Genomic DNA, 21,074 nt, shown 5'->3' on the forward strand with positions numbered 1-21,074 from the left:
ATGCTAAAAACTTGGTTTCAAGGAATCTGGCAACTGCGCGATCCGCTGTTGATCCGAGATTTAGGAGAACGTCGTTTTCACTTGGCTAAGGTTGATAGAATACGTCAAGGGTTTCCCAAAGCGAAAATTAGTAATGATGTGATTTTGATCAATCACGAACCTCAACGACTAAAACTTACAGGACAAGTCACCATCAGTCAAGGAAATATACTGGCATTTGGGGATCCCCTGAATGGCTACGGCAATATTATCATTGGCGATCGCACTTGGATTGGGCAGTACAATAATTTACGAGCTGGGGGTGGTGACATCCAGATTGGCCAAGACTGTCTGATCAGCCAATTCTGTACATTAGTTGCCAGTAATCATCAAAAACACAGGAGTTTACCGATTAAAGTCCAACCATCGGATCAAAACCGTACTGGTGTAATCCTAGGGAATGATGTGTGGTTGGGAGCTGGTGTAACCGTGTTGCCAGGGGTTACTATTGGCAATGGTGCTGTGGTTGCTGCCAATGCAGTTGTTAATCATGATATTCCTGACTACGAAATCTGGGGTGGAGTCCCTGCCAAAAAACTAGGAGACAGATAACCGATGGCAACATTAAAAGAGCAGTTAGGATGTTGGCTGAACGAGCGCTGGAAAACGGAGTTAGTTTTAAGATCCCCTAAATTAGCCCAATTGCTGGGTTTAAGCTGGTTGGATCTGTGTAATCGTTCTGAAGTTTTGCAACCTGATCTAATTACCGGGGGGCGAATTTGTCAGTGGCAATTCAGTTCTCGCTTAACTGTTGCTAGATTTTTTCCAGAAGTTGGGGGAAGGTTACTTCATCATTGTTTAACTGATTGGCCAATTAATTTACAACCCGTTAATACTATTCGGGAGAGCCGTAATCCTGAAGTTAGTATTATTGTTGGTGTACGAGGAAAAAGTCGCCTGCCCCAGTTTTTTGCTTGCTTGGCTTCATTACAAGCTCAAGAAGGAATAGATTATGAGATTATTGTTGTAGAGCAAAGTTGGGAAAACGAATTTGAAAAGATATTGCCCAGAGGCGTTAAGTATTTCCACCAAAAATCCCCTACTAGCAATGCACCATACAATCGTTCATGGGCATTTAATTTTGGGGTAAAAAAAGCTCAAGGAAAAAATGTTGTTCTTCATGACGCTGATATGCTTGTGCCTAAAAAATTTGCGATATCAATAGCCAATATTTTAAGTACGGGGCTAGATGCAGTTCGTTTGCCTAGATTCATTTTTTATTTAGATCAACATACTTCTGAGTTTATTCAAAAAAAACATATCTTACCGACGCAATTTGCCGTTAGTGAGGTAATAGCCAATAACCGAACACCCATCGCCACAACGAAGGATGTTTATCTAGAGATTGGCGGACATGATGAAGACTTTTGGGGTTGGGGAGGCGAAGATGATGAGTTTATGGATAGATTAAGAACTTTCAAGATTTCAGAAGGAGCTTACCTGCCTATTATCCATCTTTGGCATCCTGCGTCCCCTCAAAAAGCCAACGGCGATCGCAATAATCAAATTCTTATTCAAAAAATGACCTGTTCATCTCAGGTTCGGATTAATACACTCAAGCAAAAAAATGAAATGCTATAACATCGATGTATATGGCGAGCAGGTAAGTCAAGACTCGATTACCGTCAGGTTCCAAGACCAAACTTTTAACTTCATTTTTGAACCGAGTTTAAAAATTGGTCAGGAGTTTGTCCTGGGACTTTTTGCAAGCAAGGCAGTCTTATCCAATGAAGTATTTCGCTATCCAAGAGATCGGCGCATTGCTATGTTAACAGAAAGTCCAATTGATTATTCTTACCAGCATATTGCCCAAATTGTCCGCAGGTTTCCCATTGTCTTCACACACCAACAACACTTACTGGATTTGGGAAAGCCTTTTAAACCTCTAATATTTGGAACCAACTGGCTAGGCATTAGAAATGAGATAGACTCAGAACAGATTTTAGCCGAGCATCCACCAAAATCAAAATTAATATCATTTATGGGGAGTTTAGCTCATCCCGATGATGGGGCTTATAAATTTCGTCGAGAAATCGCCGATCTGTGTTTAACTGCAAATAATGTTGAGTGCTTTGGTAAATCAATTAATCCTGTACCAGGGAAACGAGAGGCGATCGCCCCTTATTATTTTTCGATTGCAATGGAAAATGTGGCTAGTAATTATTACTTTTCTGAAAAACTTGTTGATTGCCTGCTTTTAGAGACTGTTCCAATTTATTATGGTTTTCCCGATATTTCTGAATTGTTTAATCCAAAAGGGATACTGACTTTCAAGACCAAAGAGGAACTAATATCAATTTTAGATAACTTATCTCCAAATCTTTACGATGAAATGTATCCATTTTTGATTGAAAACAAACTCAAGGCAGTTCAGGAAAACTGGCATAATCATCAGGGTTTACTCTCACGTTTATCTTCTCAAATTCCATTAAATCTTCTGAATTCAAGTCAGCGCTATTTTGATCGAGAATTATCTTTACAGGATAAAATCATCCGAAAAAGCCGTAAATGGTGGGAAAATATCCAAATCAATTTAAATTAAATGAATATACCAATTATTATACCTTTCCTTTTCTTAATAACTGCTCTAGCAATTCTATTTGTTTGGCTGTATAGCAAGATACGAGATACTTACCTGAGAGTATTCCAGATAGAGTCTAAATTACTCAAACAAGAAAAGCAGTGTATTAATCTTAGTCGTATTGCTTGTCTGGCTGAGGCTCGCGCTCGAGTACCAAATTTTTGCAGTCAGCTTTCAACTTATTCTCAACATGGAGAAGAACTATATATATGGCAACTGCTTGACTTTAAACTTGATGGCTTTTTTATTGAGATTGGCGCTTATGACGGAATTAGATTAAGTAATAGTTACTTTTTTGAGAAAATTGGTTGGAAGGGAATCTTGGTTGAAGCCCATCCTGAATTAGCTAAACAGTGTAAAGTCAATCGACCTAATTCTATTACCCTCCATACAGCATTAGGAGAAACAGACGGTGGTAATATTAATTTCTCTGTGGTTACAGGTAATGGGGGGGTTGACACTCTAAGCTTTGTATCAGCAAATGATAAGCAATTACAGAGAATTCAATCCCAAAAAGGAATAATCACAACAGTGGATGTCCCTTCACGTAACTTGGATAGCATTTTGAAAGAGTATGAAATAGAGAATATTGACTTTATAAGTATTGATGTTGAGGGAGTAGAACTAGATGTTTTAAAAGGAATTAATTTTTCTAAATACAAGCCAAATTTACTAGTCATAGAGGACAACTCTGGTGGCTCTGACAAATCTGTTTCGTGTTATATGCAACAATATGGTTATGTTAAAATAACAACTATTGGTTGTAATGATTTTTATCTATTGAACATCATCTGCAAATAAAATTATGGATCTGATTAAATACTATATCCGCAAGATTAAACAAAAATTTAAATTAAATCTTGTTCCTTCAAGGCCAGTCCTAGACTTGATTGATTTTGGTAGTAAAGAATGTGTGATTTTAGATGTGGGCGCAAATAGAGGGGGATTTGCTGGCAATATTCTTTTACACGCTCCCCTTGCTACTGTTCATTGCTTTGAGCCAAATCAAGAATTGTATTTAGATCTCAAGAATAAAGCAACGCTTTTTGGGCGAAACTTAGGAAAACCACGTTGCCATGTTGTCGGGGTTGGAGTTGGTGAAAATAATGAAAAGCGAGAGTTTACAGTGAGTAAATTTCATGCTTCCAGTTCCTTTTTACCCACGGCTGAGGCAACCAAAAAAGGTTGGAGTTATATTGATTTTTCCGAACATAAAAAGTACTATGTTGATATCATTCGCTTAGATTCTTATCTTGATGAGCATGATATTAAGGATGTTAAATTACTTAAACTTGATATTCAAGGATTTGAGCTATATGCATTAAGAGGATGTGGTGAAAGAATTAAGGATGTTGAATACATTGTTAGCGAAATTCAATTCATCCCACTATACGAAGGTGCTCCTATTTGGACAGAAATTGTCGATTATCTAAGATTATTTGATTTTCAGCCTATTTTGATGGATGGCTTTTGTTTTGATTCTGAAGGGAACCCATTACAAGCGGACATATTATTCTCTCGATCAACTAGTTAAATTTAAATTGAATATTTTATCTATGATAAAACAGGAATTAGTTTCTGTTATTATTCCTACTTTTAATCGCTATCAGTTGCTTAGGGAAGCATTACATTGTGTGCTAGCACAAAGCCATTCTTACATTGAAGTAATTGTAATTGATGATGGTTCTACCGACAAAACCAAGGATCTAGTAATTTCTTTGTCAACTACTGACACAAGTGTAATTCAATATATCTACCAACCAAACTCTGGCCAGGCGATCGCCAGAAATACCGGTTTAGCCCATGCCAAAGGAGAATTTATTCAATATTTAGACTCAGACGACCTGTTAGAACCGACAAAATTACAGCTACAGGTCAAAGCCCTGCGAGAGAATCCAGATGCTGGGGTAGCCTACGGTATTACCCTACGCAAAAACATGGTGACAGGTGAAATTAAACCCTGGGCGAGAACAAACGAAAAAATTGACAATATTTTTCCCGACTTTTTGCCCCAACGAGGCTGGGATACCAATGCACCTCTGTGGCGACGTAGCGTCTGCGATGCTATAGGTCCGTGGGGTAACTTCCGCTGTATGGAAGACTGGGAACACGATCTCAGAGCCGGGATGTTAGGTGTCAAAACCGTCCATGTGCCGGAAGTTGCCGTTATTGTTCGAGACCATCAAGGCGATCGGGCCAGTGGGATGAAAACAGGGTTTACCCCAGCCTTGACCCGTGATTTCTTCCGGGCCCATAAATCCATTTGGCTGCGGATGAAATCCCAGGGCTTAACTGATTGGAGTTATCTAGAACAATTTTCTCGTAAAATGTTCTGGATTGCTCGACTATGCGGCGAACGACAACTGATAGCAGAGGCTAAGGAAGCCCTCAGCTTTGCCACACAGATGGTTGCTACCCACCATGCACCTTGGGAAATAAGAACCTTCAAAGCGTTAACAAAAGTCTTGGGTTGGCCAAGAGCAGTAACCTGGACAGCAGCCTTGAAAAAAAGCCGTTAGATGTCGGAAAATATAAAAAACTATTACACTAAGAATTACATGAATATCAGCCAAACAATCGCTAAAATTTGGGAGAAAGTTCTTAATATACAAGATATTAATCCCAATGATAACTTTTTTGACTTAGGGGGATCTTCACGGGAAGCTCTTGAGATTTTGTATGAGGTAGAATTACAATTAAACATCAAACTTTCTATATCGAGTATATTCTCAAACCCATGCCTAGGAGAATTTTGCTCATATTGTTCAAAATTTAGCAGTGTAGAGACTGAAAATACTGTTGTAGAGCAATCTACCGCTTGTCACTACTTCTATCCATTAGTGAGTGGACAGCAACATATTTCTCCATTTTTTGCCTTTGCTTTTGCACCCAATTTTGAGGATCAAAGGCCGGTTTACTACTCTCCTGGAATTTATGAAAAAATACATGGAGTTAAGGAAAATCTAAAATTGGGGGATATATATAATATCGTTGACTCTTGTGTTGAAGAAATCATTAAGTTAAATCCAACAGAGGACTACTTATTAGGAGGATTTTGTCATGGATCATGGATTGCCCTTTCCATTGCTAACAAGCTTATTGAAAAAGGTAAGAAAGTTGTGTTTCTAGGGCTAATTGAAAGTTATCCTCGTCAAAAAAACATACAAAAATTAGATTTGAAAAATATAAAAAGTAAGCTTATTGATTATCTATACGTTCTTATAAAAGTCTCACTACCACTGTTGGATATCATTAAACCAGTGAAAAAAAACCTTTTAAACAGAATCTATCTTCGAGAAAATATTAAAAATTTTCGTCAATTTGAAAAAGAAACTTTTGATATGAATATCAATTGTAAATGCCATCTTTTTGTTCGTTCAGAATTTGGAAATAGCTTGTTAAATATGCAACTGTATCATCATCAGTGGTCTACCACAGTTAGCTCTGTAAACATTTCTATCATTGGCTCAGACCATATGGGAGTTAGAAATAATTCACAAACTAACTTGTTAGCATCACAAATGATAAAAAAGTTTATTGAAGAAATTTGACCTTTGCTGATTACTATTCAATAAAATCCCACATTACTAAAAATTAAACCCTTAATAGACCTATGACGTTAGATCTGATTAATCTTATTAAATCTAAAAAAACCAGCATTTTTTATGACATTTCATTAGCTACTTCATTTACACTTTGGGACTTGATTGATCCATATACTATAATTGAAGAATTTCCCAAAAAACTCGCATTTTTATATTTAGATAACTCTATTATATCTGTATCCGCTCTTCTTGGTTTCTTGAGTCGAGGTCAAACTATTGCCTTATTTAAGGATAAACTAGCTTCTGATTTAAAGTTAAAGCTAGAATATGATTTCCAGCCTCATTTTATTTACGACAATACTCGAAACTTTATTGATGGTTTCCAGTTATTAACTACTCTACCTAATAGCCGGGAATCTAAAATTTTCCTTAGACTAGAACAAAACGAAAAATACACAGTTTCGCCACATATCGATGCTTTAATAAGCACATCTGGATCGACTGGCTCACCTAAGCTTGTCAAGCTTTCTCAGAAAAATCTTCTAGAAAATGCGCTTTCAATCATTGATTACTTACCCATCGAATCCAGTGATATAACACCTTTGAATTTACCCCTAGACTACTCTTACGGACTGTCAATTTTAACAACTAACTTAATTTCCGGTGGAACTATTATTTCCTCTTGCAAAAATAATATTGACAAGAGGTTTTGGTCTGATTTTACTGAATTCAAAATGACGAGTTTTGCAGGGACTCCGCCTTTATACGAGATGCTTCTGAGTCTTGGCTTTCTAAGCACTAATTTACCCAGTCTTCGCTATTTTACTCAGGCGGGAGGAAAACTCAAAGCAGATATTGTGAACACGCTGGTTGAGTACTCAGATATGAATGACAAAGACTTTTTTGTAATGTATGGACAAACTGAAGCATCTCCTAGAATGTCTTATATAAAGCATTTAGATTTAAAGCATAGACCAAACTCAATAGGTAAGCCTGTTAAAAATGGTTCTTTTGAAATTGACCCAGAAAGTAAAGAGTTAATTTTTCATGGACAAAACATTTTTGGTGGATATGCCTCTTCCTATTTAGATTTAGATACTTTTTTGTTTCAGGAGTCTCTAAATACTGGAGATATCGCACGAATGGATGAGTCAGGATTCTATTACCTCGTAGGTCGTAGCAAACGTTTTATCAAGTTATTAGGAGAAAGAATAAATCTAGATGAAATTGAACATATTTTATGTAATCGTTTTCTTGATAAAACCTTTTTTGTATGCCTTTCTCAAGCAGATGAAAAGTTGTTTATCATCATGAAAATAGGCTGTGAAAATCTTAAGATTCAAGTATGTGATTACCTTTATAAAAACTTGAGAATTCCCACACAGTATATTGACTTCCTGTTTTTGGAATCCCTTCCCCTAACGCAAAATGGCAAAGTTGATTACACCCATTTAAAATCTTTATTACATACTTAACTGCATTAATAACTAATGTAGCAATTCTTATTAGGTTTTGAAGAATGATTCAGTGCTACTCTTGCTATATCCTATGTATACAGTATAGCAGATGCGGGATACACTGCTAATAATTAGCACCCTCTTAGCCGCCATCAATCTATGGCAACCCCCAACCCCTTGGTTGCGCCAGGGTAAAATTTACGTCTCTCCCCAGGGATCTGACTGGAATCTAGGCAACAGTCCCCAAAGGGCTGTTAAAACTATACAACGGGCTGCGAATATGGCCACACCGGGAGAAGAGGTAGTTATTTTACCCGGTATCTATCGGGAAGACCTGCGGGTTCGCCGTGGGGGAACACCCAATCGCCCCATTACCTTTCGCGCCCAACAACCGGGAACAGTAACCATCACTAATGCTGTTCCACCACAGGTAACCCAATATCTAACCTGGCGATCGCATGGCAATGGACTATATTCAACCCAGACCCCTTGGCCTATCTACTATGCCCTGTATAACGGCAGTGTTCTTTATGATGTTCGCTGGGGGGGAATAGAAAGACTGAAAACCTTAGTAAGTCAACCCAACTCCTACAGTACTTTTACCTACGATAGGGAAACAAAGCGTTTTTATCTTTTTCTACCCCATGGAGAAATACCAAATAATCAAAAGCTAGTATTTCACCGAGAAATTCCGTCACCGCGAGAGTGGGGCAATAGTCGGGTGGCCAATATTTGGCTAGAGGCACAACATCTAGTTTTTGACGGTCTACGGTTAGAACTTGGCGTTGGTTCTGGCTTTTTGCTGTGGGATAGTGGTTACATTACTATTAAAAATACTCTGCTGACAGGCGCTGGCACAGGAATTAGTGCTTCACCTCACATCAATGCACCATCCCATCTCGTGGTTGAATATAACCTTTACCATAATTATCCCCAATACAACTGGCTAAAGAATTGGCTTCCCTGGAATGAAGTATACGCTCATTACTCAGACTCTACACTGATTTCTGCGAGTTCTCCTAATTTAGTAATTCGTCATAATGTGGTTAGCCACGGTGGTGATGCCTTGCAGATTTCCCCCCATCTGGATAAACCCGGGCAGAATGGGGCAAATATCTATGGTAATCTTTTAATGTATGGTACGGATGATGCCATCGAAATGGATGGACTGGCTGAAAAAGTTCATTTTCATCACAACCTAGTTTACGACTTTGAACAAAACTTAGGATTAAGTCCAGTTTTAACCGGGCCAGTTTTAGTAGAAAATAACCGATTCCTGCATCCTGCTGGTGGGGTCAATGGCTCCCAAGTCAAGTTACTCAATCCTTGGTATAAACCCGGTTCGCCCAATAATCAAAGCCCGATTCAAAATATTCAGATTCGCAATAATACCTTTGTTGGGCGTTATCTTGCCTATTGGGGTCCACCTGTTAAAGATGTATGGGTGGAAAAAAATCTCTTTGCCGTGGAAGGGATGAATAATCCCCCTTGGCATCCCCAGGTGACAGTGCGCAATAATACAATGATTACATTACCCCAGGAATATCCTAACCCCGGCACAAATCCTCAATGGTTCCAAGGTTGGTCAATACCCCGACCTGGACCTGGTTGGCTTCAATATGAAGATCATCCAGCAACTGTGGATATTGATAAAGTTTTATCCCCAGATTTGTTTGGGAGTTATGGTGGTAAGAAAAACAAAGAGTTACGTTGAAATTGTTACTCAAGTTCTAACTGCATATGAAACTAGTAGTCTCCCTTTTATTACTATTTTTACTGCTAGTCAAGGGTTGTCAAACACCTAAAACCCTGTCATTCCAACTCAAGTCTGACTCCATAATAGAAGCGATGGAGTATGTTGCCGATTGGCAGTTGGCAAATCCATCTAAACATCCTCCCACCCACTGGTCTCAGGCGGCTTACTACACTGGTATGATGGCCCTTGCGGATGTATCCAAGGATGAGCGCTATCTGAAGGCCATGAAAAAAATGGCCCGCAGCAATCAATATCAACCTGGACCCAACCGACGCTTTGCCGATGACCAAGCTGTCATCCAAACCTATGCCCAGCTATATCTGCGGAACCCAGACCCAACTATTCTCGCTCCCACACTTGAACTATTTGATTGGCTCCTCACCCTCCCTTTTGACGAACCCCTAACCTGGGACGACCAGATCCACAATCGCGAATGGGCTTGGTGCGATGCATTATTTATGGCTCCTCCCGCATTAGCAATGGTCAGCCAGTCCACGGGAAATGAAAAATATTTACAACTGATGAACCGCCTATGGTGGAAAACTACTAAGTATTTGTATGACCCACAAGAAAATCTCTATTTCCGCGACAGTCGATTCTTTGACCAACGCACTCCTAATGGCAGCAAAGTATTTTGGAGCCGTGGAAATGGCTGGGTTATGGCAGGTTTAGTACGGGTACTACAAGCCATGCCACAAAATTTTACTGCCCGCCCTAGTTATGAAAAACTATACCGGGAGATGGCAAAAAAGATAGCCAGTTTACAACGGTCAGATGGCTACTGGCCCTCTAGTTTACTTGATCCAAATCATCTGCCCAATCCAGAAACCAGTGGCACGGCATTCTTTGTTTATGCGTTAACTTGGGGAGTTAATCACAATTATTTAACGCTAAAAGAGTACAGTCCCTTTATTGAGCGTGGCTGGCAAGCTTTAATTCAAGCAGTTCATCCCAATGGCAAACTTGGCTATGTTCAACCCATGTCAGTTCAACCCGGGGCTGCAGAATACCAAACCACAGAAGCGTATGCAGTTGGAGGTTTTTTGCTGGCAGCGAGCGAGTTATTCAAACTCGTGGAGGGCGATCATATGAAAACCAATATAACATGAGCAGCAAGTCAGTCCGCCTTGGGGTGTATATATTCATTATCCTTGTCGCCGGATTGTTTGGTGCCATCGGTGGTAGAGTGCTGGGTTACGGTTTATATCGCCTCAGCTATGATTACATTGTCATCCCCCAAGAACATCAAGATTGGGGACTCCGGTTTGGTCTGTTTGTGGGCACAATATTAACAGCATCCCACAAACTCGACAGGAGACAGCCCCTTTCACTGGTTCAACTATTGTTAGGATTAATACTAGTGGCTACAATCACTGGCACTGGTATAGGTTTGGGAGGGTTAATTGCCCACACAGTATATCAAACTGATCTATGGCAACCGAGCAACTGGCGATTACCTAACCCCAGTCGCCATGCTATATTCCTGGGAGCATTAACCGGACGTAATTGGGGGGCTGGTTTAGGAGTCATTTTCACAGTGCTATGGTTACGGTCTTCCCCCCGCTAAAAAACTCAGCCAAATAAAAATCTTTCTGTATGCCTATCATTTCCGTTGTTATGAGCGTCTATAACGATGCTCAGAGGGTTAAAACCTCAGTAGACAGTATTTTGAACCAAACCTTCACAGATTTTGAATTCATTATCATCAACGACGGTTCAACAGATGAAACAAGAACAATTTTAGATCGCCTAGCCAGTCAGGACTCGCGGATCAGAGTAATTCACCAAGAAAATACTGGGCTAACCCAGGCCTTAATCCGGGGGTGTAACCAAGCCCAAGGTGAATTCATTGCTCGTCAGGATGCTGATGACTACTCCCACCCGCAACGTCTGGAACTGCAATTGGCTAAAATCCAAAGTAGCCCACAGATTGGTATGGTTTCCTGCTCTACCCAATATATCGGACCTCAAGGAGAGCCACTGACCATTATTCAACGAGCTGAAACGCCGGAAATAGCCACCCAGGAATTACTTCATCGCCGCCAGGGTCCGGGTGCCCATGGTAGTGTTTTGTTTCGCAAATCACTGTACAATGCCGTCGGTGGTTACCGCCCTGATTTCTATTTTGCTCAAGATTCAGATTTATGGTTAAGGATAGCAGAAAAAGCCCAGTTTGCCAGCTTGTCCCAGGTACTATATCTTCACCGCAGGGAGATTAACTCTACCTCCGGTGTTAATCGTGCCATACAACTGCGATTTGGAGAACTGGGTCAACTGTGTAAAACCGCCCGTTTAAACAGCCAGTCAGAATCTGTTTATCTAGAACAAGCAAAACAACTACGCAGCCAACTCCTCGCCAACAAATCGCCAAAACATCCTCCCGATCCCTTGGCTGTTGCTAAAGCTGCCTATTTTTTGGGATCTCAATTACTAACCAACGGCGATCGCCGAGCAGTTAACTACCTGTGGCAAACAGTACGTCTGTGTCCCTGGCACTGGAAAGGATGGTTTCGTTTGGGGCAAAGTATTCTGCAATTTCCCTTTGCTAAAGTCCACACAATACCCTATTGATGATGAAGTCCTCTTTACGCATTCTGACAGTTGCCGATACTCCTTGCGATCCTAACTCTGGAGCCGCAGGAACAGTTTATTACACCAACCAAGCATTGAGAGAAATTGGTCATGAGGTAGATGAAATTTGGGCTGATGATTTAGGACCCAGGCGCATTGCTCACGGTAATCTCCATTCCTTGTTAGAGCAACCTAGAGCCTACCGTCAGGCTGTTATGAAGGCGATCGCCACAAAAGATTATGATGTTATTCAAATGAGTCAACCTCAAGCTTATTTAGCCGCCAAGGCTTTAAAACAGGGGGGCTTTAAAGGATTGGTAATCAATCGCAGTCATGGGGTTGAGTTAAGAGTGGATGAAGTGTTACCTTACTGGTATCAGAAACTCGGTGTTCCGGAATCGCGTTTTCCTGCAGTATTAACAACAGGGCTGCGTAGTCTGTTACAGCGTCAGTGGCATGAAGTGATTAAATACTGCGATGGTGTCATTGTTACTTGTGAAGATGATAGCCACTGTCTTGTAAGTAAGCTTAATATCAATGCGGAGAAAATTAAAGTCATACACCATGGAGTTCCTGAAGCATTTTTCAATACACCGAATCAATCATATTCCTTAGAAAGACATCAGCAACTTCTCTATGTCGGGCAATCTGCTTTTTTTAAAGCACCACTCATCTTAGCTGCAATCATCAACAAAATATTACTTTCTAATCGCGATGTCACAATGACATGGGTTACTCCTGTTAACTCCCATAATTATTTAAAATCCTTGCTTAATGCCCAGATTTTATCTCGTGTAGTATTTCTAGATTGGCAACCCCAAGAAAAACTTATTGCTTTATATGATTCATGTGGAATTTTTATTTTTCCCTCCTTCGTAGAAGGAGCAGGGAAAACCTCATTAGAGGCCTTGTCAAGGGGTCTTTGTGTAGTAGCCAGTAATCAAGGAGGAATGAAAGATTATATAAAATCTGGAGAAAATGGGTTTTTATGTGAAGTTGGTAATTCAGAGGAATTTGTTAACCGAATATCCTTACTTTTAAAAAACTTAGAATTTTCCACCAAATTGAGCAAACAGGCTGTGACTACTTCACAATCCTACACATGGAAGAAATGTGCCACCGAGGCAACTCGTTTTTACATACAAGCCCTGTTTAAATAGAACATATTTTGAATATGAACCTCATACAAATAGTAGTCAAAGAATTAAAAGATACACTCAATCGCCCGCAACGCTTAGGCAAATTATTTGATTATTCATCTCTCAAAAAATGGCTGAGATTTCAAGAGATTAGAGTTATTGCCAGGAATGACTGGAAAAACACGGGAAACATTTCTCAGAGAAATGTCCCATCCTATGACCAGTATATCAAGCTTCAAAAATCTAAGCTTGAATACCTAGACCTATCTAGCCATGAAAAAAAATTTAGGACATCCTTAAGGCAAAGATTATCAGAGTTACATTCACAGGATTATATTAAACCCTCAAACCGTACAGCATTGTGTCTTGGTGCAAGATTAGGTGCTGAAGTTGCGGCCTTTCGAGATTTAGGCTATTTTGCCGTTGGCGTTGATTTAAATCCTGGTAACAACAATCCTTATGTCATGTACGGTGATTTCCACAAATTAGAATTTTCCGATAATTCTGTTGATGTAATCTATTCAAACTCCCTTGACCATTGTTATGAGTTGAAATTAATACTTTCAGAAATAAAAAGATTACTTAAAAATGATGGTTACTTGATAATTGAAGCCGACCCTGGGTCAAATGAAGGAATTAGTCCTGACTTGTGGGCAACAATGAGCTATGAGACTGTCGATTCTTTGAAGACTGAAATTGAAACATCAGGATTGATTCTGGTTCAAGCACTACCCTTTGAATACCCTCGAAACGGAACTCAGTTAGTATTTAAACGCTAATTCTTGCATCTCTCATGTTTAAAAACAACCCATTGTTATACTATCTTACTTACTTAGTGGCTATTCAGCCAGCCTTGACACAAACAACTTCTTCTGAGTCAAAATGTTTGACTAAGTATGCGAAAAATAAAACTTGCCTGGTAGAAATCGGCATTGGGCATGGAGTTAATACCAGAAAACTTAGAGAAGTCATGAATACCGAGGGAACCATCTATGCAATTGACCCTTTTGAGCCGGGTAAGTTGGGGATTTCTTGGCAAAAGCTGATTGCTCATTCCGAAGCATCTAAAACCCAAAATGGCAATATCATATGGTTAGAAGAGTTTTCCCATAAAGCAATTGAGAAATTTAAGCAGATAGAGACTCAACCTATAGACTTCATGTTTATTGACGGCGATCATAGCTATGAAGGAATAAAAAACGACTGGATACTCTGGTCACCTTTAGTTAGATGTGGAGGAATAATTGCATTGCATGATAGCCGATCTTATGAAGGAAGAAACATCGATCACGTTGGTGCTGCCCAGTATACACAAAACGTTATTCTCAAAGATGAACGATATAAAGAAATTGATCATTGTGACTCATTAACAGTCGTCCAGCGAGTTTCCTAGGTCAAAACGGTAATCGTTGAAAATCCCAACTATCAACCACATAATAATATTTAACTAACCTTTTGACTGGGAAAAAACTAATGAAACTTTCCGTGATCATCCCCACCTATGAGCGGGGAGAAGTTCTGCTTGATACCATTGAGTCCTTACAGCGACTAATGGCACCAGAATTTGAACTTTTGGTGATTGACCAGACCTTAAATCATTCTGTAACAATTGAGTCGAGATTAAACAGCTTGGCCGAACAAGGCTCTATTCGTTGGATTCGCCTACCTAAACCATCTATTCCCATGGCCATGAACCGGGGAATCTTGGAAGCTAAAGGTGAGATAGTCCTTTTCCTCGATGATGATATTATCCCCCATGAGGATTTACTACAGGCTCACCAGCAAGCCCATCAACAAGCTGATCTGGTTGCAGGACAGGTACTACAGCCCGGGGAAAAATCTCTGACATTACAACCAGGGGATCCATTTCGCTTTACTAGTAACATTCCCAGGCAAATTACGGAGTTCATGGGGGGCAATTTTTCCATTAAGCGCACTGTGGCGATCGCCCTGGGGGGATTTGATGAAAACTTCATAGGGGCTGCGTACCGCTATGAAGCTGAATTTGCCCATCGCTACTGTCAAAAATACGGTTTGATTACCTACGAACCGAAAGCCCTGATTCACCACCTACGGGTAGAAAGGGGAGGAACACGCAGCTATGGTCACCACCTGAGAACTGCCCAACCCGCCCATGCTGTGGGAGCTTACTATTACCTGTTAAAGTCAAAACCCAATGGCTGGCTATGGCAAATACTTTGGCGACCATTGCGTTCCATTCGCACAAAACACCATATCACTCATCCTTGGTGGATCTTCCCCACGTTAATTGCAGAGGCCAGAGGGCTAAGTTTAGCCATTCATAAGATTAGTCAAGGACCATCCTACCCGATAGTTTTTCGCTAACTAAGAGGATGTTTGTCAAGTTATGATTAGTGTATCAAATATTGTTTGACCTCGACCCGTTCCCCGTTATCCAGTACGGACTACTGACAAAAAGTCCTATATAGGACTTCTATTTGATTATTGAACAAGACCCAGTACATACTGAAACCCTTCTTTCCCTGTTCCCTGTTCCCTGTTCCCTGTTCCCTGCCTCTGCGAAAGATTCATAAATCAAACCGGATTCCTATATATGAACATCATCATAGATGCTCTGCCCATTAATCATATGTCAGGTAGACACGTCATTTCTGGGCATTTACGAATGTTGGCCAAGTATCATGGCGATCGCCATCAATTTTTTGTTCTACATCACCACAACAATCGGGATCTTTGTTGCGATCTAGGCTCGAGTTTTCACTGGATAGAGTGCCCTAATTTTGGTGAAAACTGGCCGGCTCGACTTTGGTGGCAATTTACTCAGTTAGAGTCCCTTCTGACCCAACTAGAAGCTCAACTGATGATCTCAACCTCCGGCGCTCTGGTTCCGGGAACTAAATTACCCCAAGTGGTTATTGCCCAGAATCCCTGGTGTTATGTTAGGGAATTTCACTACACAATTGGCGATCGACTGAAGGCGCGGCTGCAAAGACAGGGCTACAAACAAGCCCAAAAAAAAGCACAGGCCATGTTTTATTTATCTGAATATGTCGCCAGACTCTACGAAAACGATGCGGGGGTAAAACCTCAAGCTGGTAAAATTCTTTATGTTGGTATTGATGACGAAACCTACCAAATCGCTCAAAGTCAATACCTAACCTTTGAACAACGTCCATTAGAAATCCTGACTGTTTCCGCAATGACACCCCACAAAGCCATTGAAGATGTTGTCAAAGTACTCTCAAGACTCCACGAATTGAATACCCGTGCCCATTTAAGCCTAGTCGGTCCTTGGAGTACGGATGATTACCGCTCGAAAATTGAAACATTAATACAAGCCCTCAAACTCAGTAATTTTGTCACAATTACTGGTAAAGTATCTGTCAGTCAACTACGGGAACACTATCGCCGCGCTCGGGCATTTTGTCTTTTAAGCCGTTCAGAGTCCTTTGGTATACCCGCAGTAGAAGCCCAAGCCTTTGGGACTCCAACTATTGTGGCGGATGTGTGCGCTCCACCCGAAGTGGCTGGACCGGGTGGTATAGTCATTGATCCACAACAAATCCAGGAGCAGATTCCACTAATTCAATGTTTGCTGACTGATAGGGAAACTTGGAGAAATTATTCTACCATGGCACTAGAAAATACAGAGCGATTCCGATGGCACAAAGTTTCCAAGCCTTTAATTAGCTACCTTTAACTTTAAATTATGTCTTTTAATTATGGTCTTTAAAGTCGGTATTCTCACCACCCACCCAATTCAATATCAAGTACCCTGGTTTCGCCTATTAGCCCAGAACGCCGACATCGATCTGCACGTCTTTTTCTGTATGATTCCCAATGCTATGCAGCAGGGGGATGGATTTGGGGTGGCTTTTGAGTGGGATGTTCCTTTATTAAATGGCTATGAATATCAAGTTTTAACAAATATTGCCCAAACACCATCTGTAACCAACTCTGGGGGCTGTGATACCCCAGAAATTTTTGCGATCGTCAAAAACGGCAATTGGGATGCTTTTATCGTCAATGGTTGGGTTGTTAAAAGCTGCCTGCAACTCCTGGTAGCTTGCCGGTTGTATGGCATTCCCTGTATTGTCCGGGGGGAATCTAATCATCTTGCCCATAGGGCATGGTGGAAAAAACAACTGCAACGGCTATTAATTAGTCAGTATAGTGCCTGTTTGTCTATTGGAAGAGCTAACCAACAGTTTTATCTCAACAATGGTGTAGCACCACAAAAACTATTTTCTACCCCCTATTGTATAGACAACGAGAGATTTACTGCCCATACCAGTCAGATCCTTGGTGAAAAATCCTCTCTTCTAGAAAAATTCCGCTTAGACCCCCACACCGTCACCTTCCTTTACTGTGCTAAGTTTATCCCTAAAAAACATCCCCTAGATTTACTCCAGGCGCTCGCCCTATTACAACAAAACCATCAACCCACAGGGCAACTACTGATGGTGGGAGACGGGGAATTACGCCCCATCTGTGAACAATTTGTCCGAGAGCACCAACTACCAGTTAGGTTTGCCGGGTTCCTCAACCAGAGTGAAATCATTGCTGCTTACCTGGTGTCCGACTGTCTCGTCCTCCCCTCTGATGCCGGTGAAACCTGGGGGCTAGTGGTCAATGAAGCCATGGCTTGTGGACTACCAGCGATTGTTTCCGATCAAGTGGGATGTCATCTTGACCTGATTGCACCGGGAACCGGTTGGACTTACCCCATGGGACAAATAGACAAGCTAGGCGATCGCCTAGCCACTGCGATCAAACTAGGTCAAGAAAAGCTGGCTGAGATGGGAAGTAACGCCCAGAGAAAAGTGATGATGGAATATAATTACCAAAAAGTAGTCTGTGGTATTACAGAAGCCATTCGTTATGTGCGGAGTTAACTGTTACCAGCAACAATGGAAAGTGATTTATGGCATCTGGTATAGTATTACTTATTTCAGTTTTAGGGGCGATTCTCGCCCTAGGCAATTGGCGGCGGGGGATATACTGGCTAGTATTCCTAGCAGCAGTACAGGACCCCCTGAGAAAAATGATCCCCGGTGCCCCCGCCAGTGTCCTGTTAGCAAGTGTGCCAATTATATTAGGTATAATAGTGGGTATGTCGGGACAAAAAGGCTGGTTGCATTCATTCTGGCGAATGTATCCCAATGTAAACCGCAGTTTTAACTGGTTTTTGGTGGCCTGCATCCCACCAGCCTTGATTTCTCTGACCTATAGTGCCAACTCCTGGCTCCTGACAGTCTTTGGCATCTTTAACTATGGCGTTTTCTTGGCGGCGATTTTGGTGGGTTTTCACTTTGCCCAATCCCTGGAAGATATCCAAAGACTATTTAGTTTTTATTGTCTCCTCTCCGTGGTCATGCTGAGTGGTACATTTTTAGAATACTTTAATGTCGTGCCGGGATGGACTCTTATAGGTACCAGTGCCTTAGACTTTGATTGGGTGCGACATAGTACTGGCTACGTTGTCAAGCTGATAGCAGGTTTTTACCGTTCCCCAGATGTGATGGGCTGGCACGCTTCAGCAACTTCTATACTCAGTTTTTTTCTGTCCACCACCTCGAAACCGAGCCAACGCTACCTCTGGTTAGCTATTTGTGTCATAGCGATCGCCGCCCTGTTTTTCTGTGGTCGTCGCAAGATGCTTTATATGTTACCCGTAGCGGCAATAGTTTTTACTTTGATCTATGCCCAAGCCCGTGGAGGGCGGATATTTTCCGTTTTGCCCGTTCTACTGATTCCACTGTTAATTATGACATATATTGGCAACAATCTGGGAGAAGACTCCACCTATGTCAGATATTACCAAGATAATTTTGCTGTTGCGGGTGAACAATTTCAACAGCATAATTTTGATGCCTTGATCGAAACAGTGCGTCAGTCGGGATTTTTTGGAGCCGGTCTGGGGTCAGCTTCCCCAGGAAGCCAGAATCTTGCCATCTTCAATGTCCAAAGACCGAGAACTTGGCAAGAAAGTGGCACCAGTAGGGTGATGGTCGAACTGGGAGTACCGGGTTTTATAGCCTTAGTCCTTCTGCTGCTCAGTTTAGTCCTTTCAGCATGGGCACAAGTGCAGTCCCTATTCAAGTTGCAAATGTACTTAGGGGTTTACACAGGTGGAATTTTAGCCTTTTTCCTGGCAAACATTGGCAGCTTGATGGTCTCTGGGCAAATATTGGCAGACCCTTTTATTGCTTTTTTTATTGCGTTCTCCCTGGGGTTAGTATTGTCCTTCGCCAAGTATTGGCAAGCTTTTTTATGGCATCAAACCCAGAATATAAACCAAAATCTAACAATAGGAAACTCTGAAATTGACCGATAAATTGACCGAAATATCGGCTGGATTCTTACCTTCCCTTAACGATAATCAAACTGGGATAGAAGTAGCATTAATCACCACTTGTTCAACTGAGTCTGTAGGCAGTATGCTGATTTATGTGGAAATGGTGACGGAAACCTTATCTTCTTACTCACAAAAAGTCCGACTGACCAGGATTGACTTACTGAACCTTGTCCCCGATCTTTTTTTTCTCCCGGCTAAACTGAAAAAACGGTTTCAACAGCTTTGGTTACTCTTGATTTCCCCGCTACAGTTGCGCAAATATATGCGCAAATACAATGGGGACATATTTCACCTGATGGATGGTAGTAGCTGCTATGTTCTCAGGGGAATACCGCCAGAAAAATGTGTGGTCACCCTTCATGATTTAATTCCGGTTTTGCAACAAAAAGGGGAATTCCCCATACCCCCGCCTGGTTTTTTCGCCCGCTGGTTAATTAGAGAAAACCTAAAATCCCTCAAATCCCAGAAAAATATATGTGTTGACAGCACCTGCACAGGTCAGGACTTTCAACAGAATGTTAGCAATCTTGTTCCCACCGTCATTTTTCCGGGTATTAGGAGTAGCTTATTAGACTTAATTCCGGCAGAAATACCCGGATGGCAGGAACGAGTGCGGGATGGGAAAAGAATAATTTTGCACATTGGTAACAATGGCTTCTATAAGAACCGAGCAACGGTAATTCGAGTTTTTGCCGAACTGGTCAAGAGTCACCCCCTGTCATTGGTGATGGCTGGGTCTCCTCCAGATATGGAGCTGCAAATGATCATTCAAGAACTGCAAGTAGGTGACAAAATTACCTTTGTTTCCCATCCCAATGATGGGGCGGTATCTTCCCTATACCTGAAGGCTTCCATCTTGCTTTTTCCCAGTTACTATGAGGGATTTGGTTGGCCTCCTTTAGAAGCGATGGCTTTTGGCTGTCCAGTTGTTTGCTCTAACAGTGGTTCTCTCCCTGAAATAGTTGGTAATGCTGCTCTGATGGCCAGTCCTGATGATTTATCAGCCATAGTTGCACAGTGTGACTTTTTACTCAACCAATCGGAGGAAGCAACAAAGCTAGTGCAAGCGGGACTGGAAAATATTCAACGTTTTAGTTCCCTGAAAATGGGGGAAGACCTGATTAATTTTTATAACCGCGTACAACCATGTGGGGGAGCCGGTGAATAGTTATCCACACACCGCAGGGGCGATCGTTATCCATACGGGGGAGCCAGTCCATGGGTTTCCACACATTAGGTATAGTCGATATTTATCCACACACCGGAGCCAGTCCATGGGTTTCCACACGTTAGGTATAGTCGATATTTATCCACACACCGGAGCCGGGGAATGAATTCCCCGTCTCAAAGCTCAAGTCGGTTAAAAACCGACTTGGAAGGAGGTTGAGGTGATTTTGATTTATTCTGTGATTTTTTGATTTAATTTATCAATTTAATTATGGCTTTATGGCGGTTATATTAAGCTGTTGTTTGGGCGACTAAAAAACGTGAGCCTTTAATTATTCAGGTTCTTCAGTACCTAATATGCTAAATTGTTTTGATAAAATCCGAAAAGGCTTACCGTATAAGGGAAATAATGTTGGTTATTGAAGAAAATGCCTGAATATTCCTTCTTAATCTCTGTTCGGTGTGTTCCCTGTTCCCTG

21 protein-coding genes are annotated in these 21,074 nt (G+C 41.2%); all 21 read left to right on the plus strand.

The window, feature by feature from the left end:
- The 21 genes from NWP22_RS09730 to NWP22_RS09830 all read left to right on the plus strand — a co-directional run bounded on the left by NWP22_RS09730 (position 1) and on the right by NWP22_RS09830 (position 20,762).
- Positions 1-591 (plus strand): acyltransferase, encoded by a 591-nt coding sequence (locus tag NWP22_RS09730; protein ID WP_280801799.1) that lies wholly within the window; start codon positions 1-3, stop codon positions 589-591.
- Positions 592-594: 3 nt separating this feature from the next.
- A complete protein-coding gene (locus tag NWP22_RS09735) occupies positions 595-1,620 on the plus strand; it encodes a galactosyltransferase-related protein (protein WP_280801800.1) in 1,026 nt (341 codons plus the stop codon).
- On the plus strand, positions 1,607-2,581 hold the full coding sequence (locus NWP22_RS09740; protein ID WP_280801801.1) for a glycosyltransferase family 10 domain-containing protein: 975 nt from the start codon (positions 1,607-1,609) through the stop codon (positions 2,579-2,581). Before NWP22_RS09735 ends, NWP22_RS09740 begins: the two co-directional genes overlap by 14 nt.
- Positions 2,582-3,421 (plus strand): FkbM family methyltransferase, encoded by an 840-nt coding sequence (locus NWP22_RS09745; protein WP_280801802.1) that lies wholly within the window; start codon positions 2,582-2,584, stop codon positions 3,419-3,421.
- Between the two features lie 4 nt (positions 3,422-3,425).
- On the plus strand, positions 3,426-4,154 hold the full coding sequence (locus NWP22_RS09750; RefSeq protein WP_280801803.1) for an FkbM family methyltransferase: 729 nt from the start codon (positions 3,426-3,428) through the stop codon (positions 4,152-4,154).
- A gap of 22 nt (positions 4,155-4,176) precedes the next feature.
- Positions 4,177-5,139 (plus strand): glycosyltransferase family 2 protein, encoded by a 963-nt coding sequence (locus NWP22_RS09755; RefSeq protein WP_280801804.1) that lies wholly within the window; start codon positions 4,177-4,179, stop codon positions 5,137-5,139.
- Positions 5,140-5,178: 39 nt separating this feature from the next.
- A complete protein-coding gene (locus tag NWP22_RS09760) occupies positions 5,179-6,171 on the plus strand; it encodes a phosphopantetheine-binding protein (RefSeq protein WP_280801805.1) in 993 nt (330 codons plus the stop codon).
- Positions 6,172-6,233: 62 nt separating this feature from the next.
- Positions 6,234-7,640, plus strand: coding sequence for an AMP-binding protein (locus tag NWP22_RS09765; RefSeq protein ID WP_280801806.1), 1,407 nt, complete (start codon positions 6,234-6,236; stop codon positions 7,638-7,640).
- A gap of 91 nt (positions 7,641-7,731) precedes the next feature.
- Positions 7,732-9,336 carry a right-handed parallel beta-helix repeat-containing protein gene (locus tag NWP22_RS09770; RefSeq protein ID WP_280801807.1) on the plus strand — a complete coding sequence of 535 codons (1,605 nt, stop codon included), beginning with the start codon at positions 7,732-7,734 and terminating at the stop codon, positions 9,334-9,336.
- 26 nt (positions 9,337-9,362) lie between these two features.
- Complete coding sequence (locus tag NWP22_RS09775; RefSeq protein WP_280801808.1) at positions 9,363-10,487, plus strand: glycoside hydrolase family 88/105 protein; 1,125 nt, start codon at positions 9,363-9,365, stop codon at positions 10,485-10,487.
- Entirely contained in the window at positions 10,484-10,945 is a 462-nt protein-coding gene (locus tag NWP22_RS09780; RefSeq protein ID WP_280801809.1) for a hypothetical protein, read from the plus strand. Before NWP22_RS09775 ends, NWP22_RS09780 begins: the two co-directional genes overlap by 4 nt.
- Positions 10,946-10,995: 50 nt before the next feature.
- Positions 10,996-11,949 carry a glycosyltransferase family 2 protein gene (locus NWP22_RS09785; protein WP_280801810.1) on the plus strand — a complete coding sequence of 318 codons (954 nt, stop codon included), beginning with the start codon at positions 10,996-10,998 and terminating at the stop codon, positions 11,947-11,949.
- Positions 11,949-13,109, plus strand: a complete 1,161-nt coding sequence (locus NWP22_RS09790; protein WP_280801811.1) for a glycosyltransferase family 4 protein — start codon at positions 11,949-11,951, stop codon at positions 13,107-13,109. The genes NWP22_RS09785 and NWP22_RS09790 overlap by 1 nt, the downstream gene beginning before the upstream one ends.
- A 14-nt stretch (positions 13,110-13,123) precedes the next feature.
- Positions 13,124-13,867 (plus strand): class I SAM-dependent methyltransferase, encoded by a 744-nt coding sequence (locus tag NWP22_RS09795; RefSeq protein WP_271734389.1) that lies wholly within the window; start codon positions 13,124-13,126, stop codon positions 13,865-13,867.
- A gap of 32 nt (positions 13,868-13,899) precedes the next feature.
- A complete protein-coding gene (locus NWP22_RS09800; RefSeq protein WP_280801812.1) occupies positions 13,900-14,481 on the plus strand; it encodes a class I SAM-dependent methyltransferase in 582 nt (193 codons plus the stop codon).
- 80 nt (positions 14,482-14,561) lie between these two features.
- A complete protein-coding gene (locus NWP22_RS09805; RefSeq protein ID WP_271734387.1) occupies positions 14,562-15,434 on the plus strand; it encodes a glycosyltransferase family 2 protein in 873 nt (290 codons plus the stop codon).
- 229 nt (positions 15,435-15,663) lie between these two features.
- Positions 15,664-16,770: a glycosyltransferase family 4 protein gene (locus NWP22_RS09810; protein WP_271734386.1), complete on the plus strand. Its 1,107-nt coding sequence runs from the start codon at positions 15,664-15,666 to the stop codon at positions 16,768-16,770.
- Positions 16,771-16,792: 22 nt separating this feature from the next.
- Positions 16,793-17,965 (plus strand): glycosyltransferase family 4 protein, encoded by a 1,173-nt coding sequence (locus NWP22_RS09815; RefSeq protein WP_271734384.1) that lies wholly within the window; start codon positions 16,793-16,795, stop codon positions 17,963-17,965.
- A 29-nt stretch (positions 17,966-17,994) separates the two neighbouring features.
- Positions 17,995-19,407, plus strand: a complete 1,413-nt coding sequence (locus NWP22_RS09820) for a hypothetical protein (protein ID WP_271734383.1) — start codon at positions 17,995-17,997, stop codon at positions 19,405-19,407.
- Complete coding sequence (locus NWP22_RS09825) at positions 19,397-20,596, plus strand: glycosyltransferase family 4 protein (protein ID WP_271734382.1); 1,200 nt, start codon at positions 19,397-19,399, stop codon at positions 20,594-20,596. The genes NWP22_RS09820 and NWP22_RS09825 overlap by 11 nt, the downstream gene beginning before the upstream one ends.
- Positions 20,589-20,762 (plus strand): hypothetical protein, encoded by a 174-nt coding sequence (locus NWP22_RS09830; RefSeq protein ID WP_271734381.1) that lies wholly within the window; start codon positions 20,589-20,591, stop codon positions 20,760-20,762. Before NWP22_RS09825 ends, NWP22_RS09830 begins: the two co-directional genes overlap by 8 nt.
- Positions 20,763-21,074 lie beyond the last annotated feature (312 nt).

The organism is Anabaenopsis tanganyikae CS-531, from assembly GCF_029891675.1.
In the GTDB taxonomy this organism is placed as follows: domain Bacteria; phylum Cyanobacteriota; class Cyanobacteriia; order Cyanobacteriales; family Nostocaceae; genus Anabaenopsis; species Anabaenopsis arnoldii.